This is a genomic window from Chitinophaga solisilvae (genome assembly GCF_009928525.1).
GTDB lineage: Bacteria > Bacteroidota > Bacteroidia > Chitinophagales > Chitinophagaceae > Chitinophaga > Chitinophaga solisilvae.
Genome location: NZ_JAABOK010000024.1, coordinates 28850 through 45179 on the forward strand (window position 1 = coordinate 28850; position 16330 = coordinate 45179).

Here is a 16330-nt window from a genome sequence, read left to right on the forward strand (position 1 = left end):
TTATGTACAACGATATTGTGACAATAACTCAAGAACCAAAGATATTCGGAGATCAGGATTTCCTCGACACCTTCCGCTTTGAGAACGGTTACCCCTTCCCCCCTTCCTATACGGCTTTCTGCAATGAACTGGGATACGGAAGACTATGTGACCTGTTTCTTATCTATATTCCGATGGGGGATCATCCCGATTCCTGGGTGGTACAATACAAAAAAATGAAGGGCTTGTTTGATTACTATCTGGATCCTCCGCTGTTTGCTATCCGCGAAGCGGAAGGAGGAACAGACCTGATTGCCAATGCCATCCCCTTTGCCAGAAGTGAAAACGGAGAGTTTTTGTTCTGGGATATCAGACATCCGCAGCCTCATGGAGAATTTCCTGTTTATTTCACAGATTTCTCCACAGGCATCCGGCCGGCAGGTAATTCATTAACAACATTTATAAAAAATGTTTCCGGAGAAGCTACCTTCAAGTCAGTATTAAAATTCTACCAAAAACCACTGGAGGCTTCATTTCAGGGATTTAAAGAACTGATATGGTAAACATTTGAAGTTTTATCATTTGAGATGTTGTTACCAGTCAGTCTGTATTGCTGAATATATCAGATCAGTGCGGATGTGGATTGTGTTACGGAATCTCAAATGATAAAATGATAAAATCCCCGATAATTTCCTATTTTCATACCCTGATTTATCATTGTTAATACCCGGATTAGCCCAAACCATATCTATATATTATGCTAGTCAGCAATAAACATTTTATTCCGGTCATAGGACTGGATATACATTTTGTCATTCTGTTCGGGTTTCCGGTACCGCTGCCACATCCATACATTGGCCTGGTGATTGATCCGATGGATTATGTGCCATTTATGGGCGCTACAACAAAGGTAAACCATGTTCCCAGAGGGAAAAGCGACACCAGCGGAAAACTCGTATTCCTCTTCCACATCCCGATGGGAGGGCCTTTCCTGATGGCTCCCATGATCGGGCATGAGTCAGTGAATTTCTATGGCAGCAAAAAGGTGATGGTGGAAGGCAACCTCATGAGTCCTTCGGGTCATATGCTGATGACCTGTAATGATATTGGTATGCCGTTGTCGTTATCTCCCGGAAAGAAGTTCATTCCTATTCCCAGTCTGTATCTGCCTACTTCCTACTCTATCCCGCTTTCCTTTGGCAAGCCGGTGATGGTGGGCGGACCATTTGTACCAGACTGGTCAGGAGTCCTGCTGAATCTGATCATGTCTTTTGGATTCGGGGCGGCCATGAAAGGACTGGGAAAACTGGGGAAAAAGGCGCTCACCAAATTCAATAAATCCCTCAAAAATAAAATAGGAAGTAATAAACTCAGCAAAGCCCTCTGCAAGAAAGGGTTTGAGCCGGTAGACCTCATACAGGGTATCGTGATCTATGATGGTGTTGACTTTGAGCTGCCGGGCCCTGTTCCTTTAAAATGGGAACGCTCCTGGAACAGTGACAGCCCGTTTGAAGGACTGCTGGGGCATGGTAATCACCTCTGCTATGATATGCGCATAGCAGAACTCCCTGCAGAAGACGCTACCGCCGTACTGCTGGGAGATGGCCGCACGGCAGTATTTGAGCTGCTGCCGTATCCCGGTAACAGCAATTATCACCGGCATGAGAAATTACTGCTGACCAGGACAGACACCGAAACGTATACGCTGTTTGATTATGAAGAAAGAAGAAATTATCACTTCAATAAGCTGCACCCGGCAGACAAACAATACCGGCTGATCAGTATCACCAGCGAAACGGACGATATCATCAGCTTTCATTATAATGGCGGCGGGCACCTGCTCCGGGTGACAGACAGCGTTGGCAGGCACCTGCTGATCAGCAGTGATGAAAAAGGCCGTATCAGCGAGGTTATTGCCAGACATCACGGCGAAGAGCGGCTGCTGGTAAGTTATGCCTATAACGAAAACGGCGACCTTACGGAAATAACAGATGCGCTGCAGCAAACTACGTATATCCATTACCGTAACCACCTCATGACGAAGAAGACAGACCGTAACGGCATCTCCTTCCACTGGGAATACGACGCACAGCAGCGCTGCATACATACGTATGGCGATGGCGGCATCATGGAAGGCTTCCTGGAATATCATCCCCGCGAAGGTTTCAACCGCATCACCAACAGTCAGGGGCATACCACCACATATTATTATACCCCCGGCTTCGTGGTATCAAAGATCAAAGATCCCATGGGCAACGATGTATGCTTTACCTATACAGACGCCATGGAACTATACCGGGTAACAGATCCGGAAGGCGACAGCACCGGGTATACCTACGATGAAAAGGGAAATATCACGTCCGTAGTATATCCCGACGGCTCAGAACGGCGCTCCGTATATAATGAAAATGGTCAGGTAATACTCGCTGCCGACGCTGCCGGCAACAGCCGCTCCTTCATCTACTACAAGGACCCCGCACTGCAGGGCCTGATGCACACCATCACGGAAACAGATGGCAGCATCCGAATTTTCCGTTATGATGAAAACAAGCGGCTGAAACAAATAGAAGATGAAAAGGAAAACGCGACTGTCTTCACCTATGATGACGATCATAATTTAACCGCCGTGCGGCTGCCGGACGGCGCTGTATCCCAATGGCAATACGATGCCTGGGGACATTGTACACGCCTGGTAAACCCCATACAGGAAGCACAGGAATTTCATTACGATACCCTGGGCAGGCTGATATCCGTTAAACAGGCCAACGGTAACGAAGTACGCCTGCAGTATAATGCCTATAACAACATTATACAGATCAATAACCAGCAGCAGGAAGTAAAGTACACCTACACCGCCATGGGCAGCCTGAAACAACGCGAAGAAAAAGGCGCCAGGCTACATTTCGTGTACAACCGTGATGAACAGCTGAGCAGCGTGGTCAATGAACATGGCGAGAGTTACCGGTTTACCCGCAACGCTGCCGGCGATATTGTCAGTGAAACAGGTTTCGATGGCATTACCCGCCACTTTGAAAGAGACAGCGCCGGTAAGGTGACCAAAGTACACCGCCCCGGCGGCAAATGGAATGAATATGAATACAATGCCAACGGTCAGCTTACACGTGTTACCTACAGCGACGGCAGCTGGGAATCGTATATCCGTGACCGTAACGGCGCTGTTACAGAAGCCGCCAATCCTTTCAGCTCCGTAAAGTTTGAACGCGATAAAGCCGGCCGCGTCATCAGGGAAATACAGGATGAACATGAAGTACAAATCATTTACACCGCAGCGGGGAAAACGGTAAAAAGCAGCCTGGGCGCAGATATACACACGCGGTGGAATAACCGCGGCAATATTGACAGCATCTCCGCAGGCGCATGGAATACACAGATACAGCGCAACCTGCTGGGGCTGGAAATTGAACGCTCCCTGCCCGGCGGCGTAAAAAGCCGCTGGACCTATCACCCCGGCTCATCTGCCCACGGCACACCGGATGCGCATGAGGTGACCGCAGGAAGTAAAACATGTTACCACTCCCGGTATCACTGGAATGGCAGCCAGCAGCTGAAACAGATTATCAACGGCATTACCGGAGGTACTACAAAATTTGGGCATGACGAATTCGGCAATCTCGCATGGGCGCTGTATGAAGATGGACAGTATGACTACCGCCTGCCGGACAAGGCCGGGAATCTTTATAAAACACCCACCCGCAAAGACAGGGAATATACGGCTGGCGGCCGGTTGGTAGCTTCAGACAAAGCCCGCTACCATTATGATGCAGCCGGGAATATGACCAGGAAAATTATTACCGGCAACGCCACCGTTGCCAGCTGGGAATATGAATGGTTCGACAATGGCCTGCTGAAGCAAGTGCGGCGGCCGGATCAGAAAATCGTCAGCTTCCGCTACGATGCCCTGGGACGCAGAACCGAAAAGGTTTTCAACGGACGGCTGAAGCGCTTCCTCTGGAATGGCAGCACCCCCCTGCATGAATGGGAATATGCGGAACAGGAAAGACCCCGCCTTATTGTTGATGAATATGGAGCCATCAGCCGCAGCCACCCGGAACCCGTTCCTCCTGAAACGCTGACCACCTGGGTATTTGAAGCCGGCACCTTTTGTCTTGCTGCCAGACTGGATCAAAGCGGATACTATTCCGTCATCAATGATCACCTGGGCACCCCATCGCTGGCCATAGACGAAAAAGGACAACCCGCCTGGAGCGCCACGCTGGATATTTACGGTAACGTACGCCAGCTGGAAGGGCGCAAGGATTTCATTCCCTTCCGCTATCAGGGACAATATGAAGATATCGAAACAGGCTTGTATTACAACCGCTACCGGTATTACAGTCCGGAAGAAGGCATGTACATCAGTCAGGACCCCACCCGCCTGTTCGGGGGAAGACGCTTGTACGGCTATGTCAGCGATAGCTGCACCAAAGTAGATGTATTCGGCCTGGAAGGCACCGTAGGAAAAGATCTTATCATCAGCGGCAACGCCACTAAGCCGGCTTCGCCGCGGCCCGGCAAGGATATTCCGGTTGATGAACACGGCATGGTAAAATCACAGGCCGACGTAGAATGGCCGGAAGGCAAATCCAGCTTTGATACCGTAGAAAATACCAGTAAGGTCCTCAGCGATACACAGGTACATAAAGTACCTGCAGAATCGGCCCTGCCGGAAGGACTTGCCATCAAGGCAGACGGAAAAGATGTAGGCGGGCCGCGCGCCAAAGGTCATCATACCATCTATCCTACCCGCGATATGAGCTTTGATGAATTCTCGGCCAAAGTAGGGGAACTGGAGTCGCAACATATCGGAAAGATTGATAAAAAAGGTAACTTCAAACCAAAATGTGATTAATTGGAAACAACTAACTTTTCAGCAGACTGGGAAGCGCTGCGCGAAGCAGAAGCTACGTATATCCGTACCCGTGCAGCCTACTTCAAAAGCAACCGGGAAACCATTCTTTACGATATACAACGTGGGCTTACCAGCACACCCAATACCATAGAATATACGCTGGACCTGCTGGCACTGCTGGGAGATGACATTAAAGAAAAAGTGATGACAGAGCTGGTAGCCATCGCACTGGATGGAAAAGAAACCTTTGTGCCGCTGGCAAGAAATATCATCATCGAAATGGATAGCGGCTATCTGAAGACTATTTTGCCTGATCTGGTACAACCCTGGCTGTCAGCCAATCCGGATAATGATTTCATCTACAAAAATATAGCACAGCTGTATTATAAATCAGACCTGCATACAGCACTGACGCACTTTATAGACACGTATTGCAGGAATAGCAGCAACGAGGATATACGTGAGATTTACGAAGACTATAAGGAGTGAATTAATTACGAATTACGAATGATGAATTACGCATGAGAAGCGAAGATTTAAGCGGATAAAGAACTTAAATCTTCGCTTCTCATGCGTAATTACCATCTCCCCCACTGCTATATTTCCCCGGCAACATTTCCTTCCTGTAATGAAAATATTGTTAATCCAACAATCCGTACACAGCAAATGTACATCGATGTAGTATTTTTTATCTGCTGTATGTGTTAATGTACGTTTGTGTCATCAAGATAAAAACAAATGAAAATAAAATACACGTCACCACGCTCATCAGCTTATTGTTTCTTGCTGTGCTTCCTGTACAGGAAAAAAGTGGTAACCTGACCAGGGTTACAGCTTCACTCAGTAAGACTCCTATGCCATTTGCAACATCAGCCACAAATTCCTGTACTATTACCAGATTCACCTGCTCCCCAGGCGCTCCCTACAGCAATTACTATTACCAGATTAACACTATCAGCATTGAATTTTCGGAGAGCCAATGGTATGCCGGTAAGCATAGCCAGTCAGGCGGCATCGTGTGCCATTAAGCCAGGCTGACGCTATTTTGATAAAGATCTTTCCTTCCGCCCCTTCAACGCGAAAAGTCCTGGGTGCAGCCAGGACTTTAGCATATTCCTTCAGACATCATGAACCCATGATAAACAGCGTTGTTCCGCTGTAGAGAAAAAACGCCAGCCAGGATTCCCTCCGTCGCTGTGCAACAGCAGAGAATCCTGGTTTGATATTGCAAAATAATTTATTTCTTCAGGCGTATCAGTTCAAAAAAAGCAGTCTTGAAAGTGATGCCGATGGGAATGTAATGCTGCGCCTGATCTTTCTTCTTTATGATTACCTGGTTACCTTCCACCGAAACGATCTTATTCAGTGAAATGATAAAAGAATTATGTACACGGGCAAACTGTGATTTAGGCAAAATATTTTCCAGGTCTTTCATATTCATGAGCGCAAGTGTTTTATCGTTGCCACAGTGAAAAGCCACATAATTCTTGATTCCTTCAATATAATCAATGTCTTCAAAATTTATTTTTATCTGCTTGCCTTTATGCTCTGTCTTTACAAAAAGATAGGGTTGGTCGGTCTGTTTACTGATGTCAACGTCCATACGTTGCATAAAAAGGGCCTGAAACAGATTCAGGGCTTTCTGCGACGCTTTCAGGAAACGCTGATAGGTAACAGGTTTCAGCAGGTAATCAACAACATCATGTTCAAACCCTTCCAGCGCATATTCACTGTAGGCTGTAGTCAGAATAACCTTCACCTGGTCGTTTATAATCTTTAAGAGATCAATACCTGAGATTTCCGGCATATGAATATCCAGAAAAACCAGATCGATCCGGTTGGTGCTGATATACTTCAGCGCTTCCAGGGCATTGGTAGAACTGCCGGCCAGTTTCAGAAAGGGCGTCTGGTTTACATATTTCTCCAGAATTTCTACAGAGTGTTGTTCATCGTCAATTATATAGCAGTTTATCATAAACCGGATTTTACAATCTATTGCAGTGTCACAGCAGATTCACCTGTTATTTTCAGGTTCAGTGTATAGAAAAATTCCTTGTTATCAATCTGCAGGATATGCCTGTCAGGATATACCTTCTGCAGGTGTTTGGCTACATAGGCCAGTCCGATTCCGTTGGATATTTCCTTCGGGCCGAATCTCTTCTTGTTATGAATGAAAAAGGAGATATACGTAGTATCCGCTTCCAGCCTGACAGTCAGCGGATGCGCGGGATCATGCATATCGCCATGCTTAAAGGCATTTTCCAGCAGGGTAATCAAGGTATGCGGTACAATCCGGAGGTGCGGGTAGTTTACCTGTTTTTCAAAACTGATGTATACGTTATTGCTGTATCGCATTTTATAGATACTGATCAGGTAGTCGATATTATCCACCTCTTCTTCCAGAGAGACAAATCCGTCGTTATCTACCTTGCGGAGAGACGATCGCATGATATGCGTCAGCGCTACGATACCTTCCGCCACTTCAGGATGGGTATCTTCTACTTTATTGTAAAAGTAGCCTAATGTATTAAACAGGAAATGCGGGTTTATCTGCGTTCTCAGCACTTCATTCTCCAGCTCCAGCTTATCCTGCACCAGCTTCAGCTGTTCTACTTCCTTCTTCGCCATTTCAATGCGGATGGTCTGGACTTCTTCTTTTCGTTTAATAGACAACCGCGCAAACCAATATCCGAATGACAGTAGGATAGATTGAAACCACCACCAGGTGGAACCTATAGATTGTTCAAAGGGAGTGAACTTTCTGGCAGATGCTTTAGTCCCCAGCCAATACCCGTCTATTACCGCTAAAACCAGGTAGTGGATGATATTATTCAATGCCAGGGATACCAACAGCCAGCATGCATAGGAAAAGTACTTTTTCCTTTCAAAAAAAACGGGTAACAGAAAATCTGCGTTTGAATAAAAAAAAACTGCGCAGATCAGAAATATCTGTACGTTTTCAACAAGTATCACCTCAGGATACCCTGCCTGAACAATATATACGAAGATACACACAGATGCATACAGCAACCATATGATCAGGTGTATCCAGAATTTATATCTGACGCTGGTTGTTTCCTTCCTCATAATTTAATCGGATATTTTCACTTCATCTCCGGTAATTCCCTGACATTACCGGCAGAAGCTATTTCGCCATATTGCATGATAGAATAATTGCGGACTTAGTACTGCGCCTTTCAGACAGGTAACAGGAAGATTCCCGGTCATCAGGCGCCCTGTCACCATCACGGATTTTATTTATAACGGTTAGGGCAGCATGTACAATTATCTCTTTTTCCAATGATAATTTTCTGATGGTGCGATACTTTTGTTTCATGGGCAACATAGATAGAGGGTGTTGGCAACTGAATAAGTAAAGAAATACTCCGATAATATAATAAAAATAAGGGGAAATAATGCCGGCGGGAAAAAAAATGTATCGTTTTAGTATTATTCAGGACGGATTAGCATTTTGTCTGTATTATCATAGTAATGCCAATATCTTTTACATTTCTGTAAAAGGTATTGGCATGAATACTCCATGGTAAAATCACAGGAACTGCGCGCTAGCAGAGGCTACAGGGTACAGTCTGACCCGGTTTTCTTTCCGCCGGCACCATCAGTTTCAATCATGGCATGTGGGTTGAGCTGGATAACTGCTTCATTTTTCAGGGATAGTTTTTCTGGTACTCTTTGTTTCTTCAAAGGTAAATAACTGAATGGTAAGGGATAAACAGGTAATTATGGCGCGTGATACGGTTATATCACCAAAGAATTTCCTACATATTCCGTAGGTCTGAATGTTGGCACTGAAAGTGTGCAATAAGTTGTATGATCAGCTGTCTCATTCCTTGAATCACCTCCGTAAAGTTTAGTCATATCCTGCCGGCTGAGATGAGTAACGATAGTTTTTTTCAGCAATAATTTTTTGCGGGTACTTTTTTCCTTTTTCATGGGTAAATGATTGATTGGATCAGGAAATCGGGTGAACGTTTTGTATATAAAAAATCAACACGATACAGTAGTACGTAGTTTCGCAGGCATTCCACGAATATTGCGCAAATTCTTTTAAAACGAACAGGTAGTTTCATCCGTCCCCAAATTGGTGCGCCTGGTGGGTATCGTGATGGTTTGATCAGTCGTATCGGTTCTGACAGGTTTAGTCACGTCATTCGGGATAAGCTGGATAACGACTGCTTTTTTCAGCGATAATTTTTTACAGGTACTGTTCTTTTTTTTCATGGGTAATAATTGAGTTTGTCAGGGGATGCGGGTTAATTCTGAATTGTATGATAAAATTACCAAGTACGGGTAATATGGGAAAAAGAAATGTACCGTTTTGCGTTTCTTCAGGATACATTGCCTTTTTGCCGGTATTTTTGAAAGGACACTGCATGCGTAGTACAGTCATCCCCGATCATCCTTACCGCATCCATACATACAATCTGTCAATCGGTGTATCATATTTCCCGGAGGTATCCGGCTGTTTTATGTTTGTCGAAATTACGCGAAGATGATTACGCTGGATGAAAATATTGAAACTATAGTCTGGACAGCCCATGAAACAATTATCAGCAGCCCGGTGTCAGATGACTCTTTATTGAATGGGAAAACAGGCATGGTACTCTATTATCACTCCATGTTTCTGGCTTATCAGCGCAAAGAGTTTGCTGACAGGGCTTACCAGCTGCTGGAAGAAATTTTTTCCGGTCTCAGCAGCGGATCAACCACCTTGTCTGGCGCTTCTCTCAGCCATGGTGTCTGTGGCCTGACCTACGCGGTTACCCTGCTGAAAAAACAGGGGTTCCTGGATACTGATCTTTGCCAGGAGCTGGGTGAGCTGGATGCATATCTCTATCAGGTGGCATTGCAGGAGGTAGAAAAGGATTACCTGGATTATCTGCATGGAGCTTTCGGTATTATCTGGTATTTTACGGAGCGCCTCCCTGATCCGGTTATCTTGCAATATCTGGAAGACATCATACATAAATTATATGCGCGGCGCATCGTTACGGATCAGGGTATCTGGTTCAGGAACAGCGTCATCAATCCTGCAGAAAAAGAGGAGATCAACTTCAGCCTGTCGCATGGTCAGTGCGCATTTCTCTGCATTCTGTGTGATCTGCTGGAAAAGGGTATAGCGGAAAATAAGGTGAGATTTCTTTTAATGGAGGGTATCCGGTTTATTAAAGGCCAGCTGCTGCAGATAGATCTCCAGCATAATCAATATTCCTTTTTTCCCCTGACTATGCCGCGGGACGGAAAGCAGCCAGCTATCGCCAACAGGCTTGCCTGGAGCTACGGAGATCTTAACGAAGCGTTGCTGTTCTACAAAGCCGGCCACCTGCTTCATGATCCGAATATGATAAAATTCGCTGACCTGATCGGCAGTACCTCTATCATGCGGCAGAGTACTGATACTACCTTATGCACTGACAGCCACTTCGGTTACGGTACTGCCGGGCTTGCACAGTTTTATCACACCCTTTACAGGCATACCGGATGGGATAAATACAATACCGCAAGGGAATACTGGGGCACTGCCACCGCCAGGCTGCTGGCAGAGGATATGGATGCCGGGCGCTTTGCCGGCAGGGAAAGTTCTTTACTGGAAGGCCTCGCCGGACCGGTACTGGTGCTTTCATCCCTCATCTCCAGTGAGGAGTTACCCTGGACAGGTATATTCCTGCTGCAATAGCTGCAGGATATTCAGGTGTTAATTATTCTATATACGGTTCATACGACCGGTATTTGCGGAAGAAAATAACAGCCGCAGCTATCTGCAGCAGTATAATGGCGGGCCATTCATACCTTCCCAGCACCATGAACAGCACCACAAAGCTGATCAACAGCACATAGCGTACCTGTATTTCAGGATTAATCTTCGGGTAAAATAACAGGCAGCGGAATAGTACCAGCAGCGAAAAGGCCAGGGCGAATACCATTACCAGTCCGGCGGCAGTGGCCAGGGTGCGGGCATTTACAGCGATCATGATTATTTCAGGAAGATACAGGATAGCGTATACCCCCATCAGGCGGGAGTAATGACGGAACATGCTGATGGGCAGATTGTCCATGAAGTTAAGCCAGGTATCATCAAAGGCGCGGTGATGTAATATAATCTGCAGATGCAGCAGTACGGAGAGCATAACCCCTATTTCCAGTCCCCGTAATTCGAAGTATTCGCCGCTGCGCATGAGGTAGAAAGTTATCCACAGCACCGCGGCAGAAAATAATTTTGTGCTGAAAAGGCGTCGGGGAAACTGCGTCAGCAGTTCATATAAAAAAAACAGCACCGGCGGTTTGGTGAAATGCCGGTTGATCCAGCGTTGCAGCTGCCCGGTGAAAAACAGCACATCCGGCTGAGCCAGCTTCCTTTCATATAACGCCAACGGCCAAACGCACATGGCTACATTAAATACTATTACAATGCCGGCAGAGAGCATCCATCCTTTCTGTACCGCCACACTGGCGGCGATAGCGGCATATATCAGCACCGGCATGTAGATACCGGTGTGAATGAGGAACCATATTTTTCTTCTCTTTTTTTTCTCCATACTGCCCATGGTAGCGTACAGGAATTCGTAGCCCTGGGTTTGCATGACCTTGAGTACAAAGCCGGTGCATTTGAGCAGATAGGCAGTCCACAGTAAAAGTACGAGCAGCAGAAACCCTTTGTTACCGAGGAATCCCAGCATCAGGGAATAGTGATAGCTAATCAGGCTGCTGCTGTTGACTACGCCGAAAAGCAGGTAGAACAGTACCAGGAAGAAGCCGGTGTTCTGCACATAAAACTGCCGGGTGAATATTTTTTGCAGGATGGCGGTGGTGGCACGCATATTAATTGAGCGTAATATTTTTATCCGCGATGCGCAGGGTGCCCGTGAGGGTGATCTCTTCCGGGTCCAGTGGCTGATGCGAGGTAATAAGGAAAGAAACGCCTTCAGCGTGGCGGGCACGTATAAGATCGTACATGATGGCCAGGGTGCGCGTATCGATGGTGATGAGCGGCTCATCCAGGAGGATGACGGCGGGGTTGCCGGTAAATGCCAGCAGCAGGGATAATTTTTTAAGCATACCGCTGGAGTAGGTACTCACCGGGTTATTCACAAAAGCATTTATTCCCATATGAGCAGCGATGTCGGTAATCTGCCGGCGGTCGCCTCCTTTGGTACCCAGGTATAGTTCCAGCAGGTCGCGGCCGGTGAGGAAGGCGGGGTAGAAAGGTTCTGCCTCCGCGTAGTTGATCAGGCGGCGGAACTGCACAGGGTGCTGGCGGCAGCTGGTGTTGCCCTGCAGGATAATATCTCCTTTAAAGGGAATGAGTCCGGCCATCACTTTCATGCAGGTGGTTTTGCCGGCGCCGTTTTCGCCCTGCAGCCAGTAAATGCCGGCGGGCAGCTCCAGGCGTGGTATATCAAGAACAGGCGCGGACTGGTAGCTTTTGGTAACCGCATGGAGCGCAATAACCGTTTCGGACATACGTAAATATTGAGACACAAATATGAAAAAATATGGAATATATAAAGGTTAAATTAAGAAAATCTTTTTTACTGTTGATGTTCATGCATTTAGCGGTTCATTAGAAAAAAGTGTATATAAGGAGCCATGAAACTGTCATTTTTTATCACACAAAAAAGAATGTTTATATGAGTAATGCACATAGCGTGAAACATGCTACCACACTATCTTTTAATAATGTTCACATTCTTTTTCCACAGCGGGTGGAAAACTAGATTCTCTCTCAACTAACCGGGTGCTTACATTTGTAATCCTGGACGTATGGATTTTTAGGATCAGCGAGAACTGGAAAACAGGTGGGTGAATGCAAGGAGAGAGATGTAATTTTTTCAGTATACCGGCCCCAATCGAAAAACCGAGAACCGCGACAGTACCCGAATAAAAATATTATATATGAGTAACGAGAATGAAATTCTTTTAAAAGAGAACAAGGACCGCTTTGTGTTATTGCCAATCAAATATCCTAAAATATGGGAGCAGTATAAGAAACACGAAGCCAGTTTCTGGACAGCGGAAGAAATAGATTTAAGCAGCGATCTGAAAGACTGGGCAGGCCTCAACGATGGTGAACGTCACTTCATATCACATGTACTTGCATTTTTTGCTGCCAGCGATGGCATTGTGAACGAGAACCTGGCCGTGAATTTCATGAGCGAAGTACAGATTCCGGAAGCCCGCTGTTTCTATGGTTTCCAGATCATGATGGAGAATATCCATTCTGAAACATACGCATTACTGATTGATACATATATAAAAGATCCGGCAGAGAAAGATCGTCTGTTCCACGCTATTGACACGGTACCTGCCGTGAAGAAAAAAGCGGAATGGGCACTGCGCTGGATTGAGAACGGCAGCTTTGCAGAGCGCCTGGTAGCCTTTGCTGCAGTAGAAGGTATCTTCTTCAGCGGCAGCTTCTGCTCTATCTTCTGGCTGAAGAAAAGAGGTCTGATGCCCGGCCTGACCTTCTCCAATGAGCTGATCAGCCGCGACGAAGGACTGCACTGCGAATTTGCCTGCCTGCTCTACAGCATGCTGGAAAACAAACTGAGCGAAGAACAGGTACACACCATCATCCGTGATGCTGTTAGCTACGAAAAAGAATTTATCACAGAAGCCTTACCGGTGAACCTGATCGGTATGAACGCCGACCTGATGTCACAGTATATTGAGTTTGTGGCAGACAGATGGCTGGGCGAACTGGGCTACTCCAAAATATTCAACGCGTCTAATCCTTTTGACTTCATGGAAATGATTTCACTGCAGGGTAAGACCAACTTCTTCGAAAAACGTGTGGGTGATTACCAGAAATCCGGCGTTATGAGCGGTACCAAGGATTCACAGACCTTCAGCCTGGAAGAAGATTTCTAGTCGTGCCTGCTAACGCGATTTAGCCATAGCAGCACCACAACAGATTATTTTTATTACCTAACCGGAAATCAGCTACCCGCTGACTTCCATTTACTAACCTACTCTGGCTGGCGGATCATCCCCGGCAGCCGGAAGCTAAATTCTCTTCCCATGTACGTTATAAAGAGAGATGGCAGAAAAGAAGCGGTAAAATTCGATAAAATCACCGCCCGTATTGAAAAACTGTGTTACGGTTTCAATACTGAATATGTAGACGCCATTGATGTAGCCAAAAAGGTAATACAGGGATTATATGACGGGGTAACGACTTCAGAGCTGGACAACCTGGCCGCTGAAACCGCAGCCTCCCTTACCACCAAACATCCTGATTACGCCCTGCTGGCCTCCCGCATAGCTGTAAGCAACCTGCATAAAAATACAGAGAAGTCGTTCTCCAAAACGATGCGTAAACTGTATAACTACATTGATCCCAAAACCGGTAAGAACGCAGCATTGCTGTCTGACGAAGTATGGGACATCATTGAGAAAAATGCAGACATCCTGGATTCCAACATCATCTACGACCGCGACTTTGCATTCGACTACTTCGGCTTCAAAACCCTGGAGCGCTCCTATCTGCTGAAAACAGACGGCAGAGTGGTAGAACGTCCGCAACACATGTTCATGCGCGTGTCTGTAGGTATCCACAAGGAAGATATCGAATCTGCCATCAAAACGTATAACCTGATGAGCGAGCGCTGGTTCACACACGCCACGCCTACCCTCTTCAACGCAGGCACACCGAAACCGCAGATGTCTTCCTGCTTCCTCCTCACCATGCAGGACGACAGCATTGAAGGTATCTACGATACCCTGAAACAAACCGCGAAAATTTCCCAGAGCGCAGGTGGTATTGGTCTGAGCATCCACAACATCCGCGCTACCGGCTCCTATATCAGCGGCACCAACGGTACCTCCAACGGTATCATCCCGATGCTGCGCGTATTCAACGACACCGCACGTTATGTAGATCAGGGCGGCGGCAAACGCAAAGGCGCTTTTGCCATCTACCTGGAACCATGGCATGCCGACATCTTTGAATTCCTGGACCTGCGCAAAAACCACGGTAAAGAAGAAATGCGCGCCCGCGACCTCTTCTACGCCCTCTGGATGCCGGATCTGTTCATGAAACGCGTGGAAGCCAACGGCAACTGGTCCCTGTTCTGCCCGCACGAAGCACCCGGACTGCACGAATGCTGGGGAGAAGAATTTGAGCAACTGTTCGAAAAATACGAACAGGAAGGCCGCGCCCGCAAAACAGTAAAGGCACAGGACCTCTGGTTCGCCATCCTCGACGCACAGATTGAAACCGGTACTCCTTACCTGCTGTATAAAGATTCTGCCAACCGCAAATCCAACCAGCAGAACCTCGGTACCATCAAAAGCTCCAACCTGTGCACCGAAATCATTGAATACACGGATGCAAACGAAGTAGCCGTATGTAACCTGGCTTCCCTCGCGCTGCCACGTTTCGTCAACGAAGGCCAGTTTGATCATCAGAAATTATATGAGGTAACCTACCAGGCTACCCTGAACCTGAACAAAATCATCGACCATAACTACTACCCGGTAGAAGAAGCTGAACGCAGCAACCTGCGTCACCGCCCTATCGGACTGGGAGTACAGGGCCTCGCGGATGCGTTCATCCTGATGCGCTATCCGTTTGAAAGCGATGAAGCGAAAAAACTGAACAGCGAAATATTTGAAACCATCTACTTCGCTTCCCTCACCGCCTCCAACGACCTGGCCAAAAAAGACGGACACTACGAAACCTTCCCCGGATCACCTGCTTCAAAAGGTATCCTCCAGTTTGATATGTGGAACGTAACACCTTCCTCCCGCTGGAACTGGGATGCGCTGAAAAAAGCCGTTGTGAAGGATGGTATCCGTAACTCCCTGCTGCTGGCGCCGATGCCTACTGCATCCACCTCACAGATCCTGGGTAACAACGAGTGCTTTGAACCATATACTTCCAACATATACACCCGCCGTGTACTGAGCGGAGAATTTGTGGTAGTTAACAAACATCTCCTGAAAGACCTGGTAGACCTGGGCCTGTGGGATAATGAGATGAAAACAAAAATCATCGCTTCCAACGGCTCCATCCAGCATATTGCAGAAATACCTGCCAATATCAAGGAACTCTATAAAACAGTATGGGAAATCAAACAGCGTAATCTCATCGACATGGCGGCAGACCGCGGCGCGTTCATCTGCCAGTCACAGTCACTGAACCTGTTCGTGGATACCCCTACTACTGCCAAACTCACCTCCATGCACTTCTACGCCTGGAAGAAAGGTCTGAAAACAGGTATGTACTACCTGCGTACACAGGCCGCTGCACAGGCAGTACAGTTCACCGTGGAAAAACAGGGCGGACAACAGATCCAGCCTGTAGTTGCAGCCGGCGGCGACGTATCTATCGACGATATTCCCGTAGGAGCTGTTTGCACCATGGAAGAAGGTTGCGTAACCTGCAGCGCTTAATTTAAAACTGGGTTAATTAAGTATAATGAATCCCCGGCTTTTTTCAAGCCGGGGATTTTTTGTGCG

General features: G+C 46.9%; 12 protein-coding genes. 7 read left to right on the plus strand and 5 right to left on the minus strand.

Annotated features, from left to right (window positions below; translation table 11 throughout):
- The first annotated feature begins 17 nt into the window (after window positions 1-17).
- From GWG06_RS28890 to GWG06_RS28905, 4 genes are all read left to right on the plus strand, one after another.
- Complete coding sequence (locus GWG06_RS28890; protein ID WP_160717975.1) at window positions 18-542, plus strand: SMI1/KNR4 family protein; 525 nt, start codon at window positions 18-20, stop codon at window positions 540-542.
- Between the two features lie 194 nt (window positions 543-736).
- On the plus strand, window positions 737-4849 hold the full coding sequence (locus GWG06_RS28895) for an RHS repeat-associated core domain-containing protein (RefSeq protein WP_160717977.1): 4113 nt from the start codon (window positions 737-739) through the stop codon (window positions 4847-4849).
- Complete coding sequence (locus GWG06_RS28900) at window positions 4850-5338, plus strand: hypothetical protein (protein ID WP_160717979.1); 489 nt, start codon at window positions 4850-4852, stop codon at window positions 5336-5338.
- Between the two features lie 212 nt (window positions 5339-5550).
- On the plus strand, window positions 5551-5877 hold the full coding sequence (locus GWG06_RS28905; RefSeq protein ID WP_160717981.1) for a hypothetical protein: 327 nt from the start codon (window positions 5551-5553) through the stop codon (window positions 5875-5877).
- Between the two features lie 209 nt (window positions 5878-6086).
- Here GWG06_RS28905 and GWG06_RS28910 read toward each other — a convergent pair whose 3' ends face one another.
- From GWG06_RS28910 to GWG06_RS30905, 3 genes are all read right to left on the minus strand, one after another.
- Entirely contained in the window at window positions 6087-6824 is a 738-nt protein-coding gene (locus tag GWG06_RS28910; RefSeq protein ID WP_127037272.1) for a LytR/AlgR family response regulator transcription factor, read from the minus strand.
- Between the two features lie 17 nt (window positions 6825-6841).
- Window positions 6842-7936: a sensor histidine kinase gene (locus tag GWG06_RS28915; RefSeq protein WP_160717982.1), complete on the minus strand. Its 1095-nt coding sequence runs from the start codon at window positions 7934-7936 to the stop codon at window positions 6842-6844.
- Between the two features lie 672 nt (window positions 7937-8608).
- Window positions 8609-8803: a class I lanthipeptide gene (locus tag GWG06_RS30905; protein ID WP_202183151.1), complete on the minus strand. Its 195-nt coding sequence runs from the start codon at window positions 8801-8803 to the stop codon at window positions 8609-8611.
- A gap of 559 nt (window positions 8804-9362) precedes the next feature.
- Between GWG06_RS30905 and GWG06_RS28920 the strand changes: the two genes are divergently transcribed.
- On the plus strand, window positions 9363-10547 hold the full coding sequence (locus GWG06_RS28920) for a lanthionine synthetase LanC family protein (protein ID WP_160717983.1): 1185 nt from the start codon (window positions 9363-9365) through the stop codon (window positions 10545-10547).
- 22 nt (window positions 10548-10569) lie between these two features.
- Here GWG06_RS28920 and GWG06_RS28925 read toward each other — a convergent pair whose 3' ends face one another.
- Window positions 10570-11688: a hypothetical protein gene (locus GWG06_RS28925; protein WP_160717984.1), complete on the minus strand. Its 1119-nt coding sequence runs from the start codon at window positions 11686-11688 to the stop codon at window positions 10570-10572.
- 1 nt (window position 11689) lies between these two features.
- Window positions 11690-12331 (minus strand): ABC transporter ATP-binding protein, encoded by a 642-nt coding sequence (locus GWG06_RS28930; RefSeq protein ID WP_127037280.1) that lies wholly within the window; start codon window positions 12329-12331, stop codon window positions 11690-11692.
- Between the two features lie 432 nt (window positions 12332-12763).
- On the opposite strand from GWG06_RS28930, the gene GWG06_RS28935 reads away from it, so the two are divergent.
- On the plus strand, window positions 12764-13738 hold the full coding sequence (locus GWG06_RS28935; RefSeq protein ID WP_160717985.1) for a ribonucleoside-diphosphate reductase small subunit: 975 nt from the start codon (window positions 12764-12766) through the stop codon (window positions 13736-13738).
- Between the two features lie 150 nt (window positions 13739-13888).
- Entirely contained in the window at window positions 13889-16264 is a 2376-nt protein-coding gene (locus tag GWG06_RS28940) for a ribonucleoside-diphosphate reductase subunit alpha (protein WP_160717986.1), read from the plus strand.
- The last annotated feature ends 66 nt before the right edge of the window (window positions 16265-16330 follow it).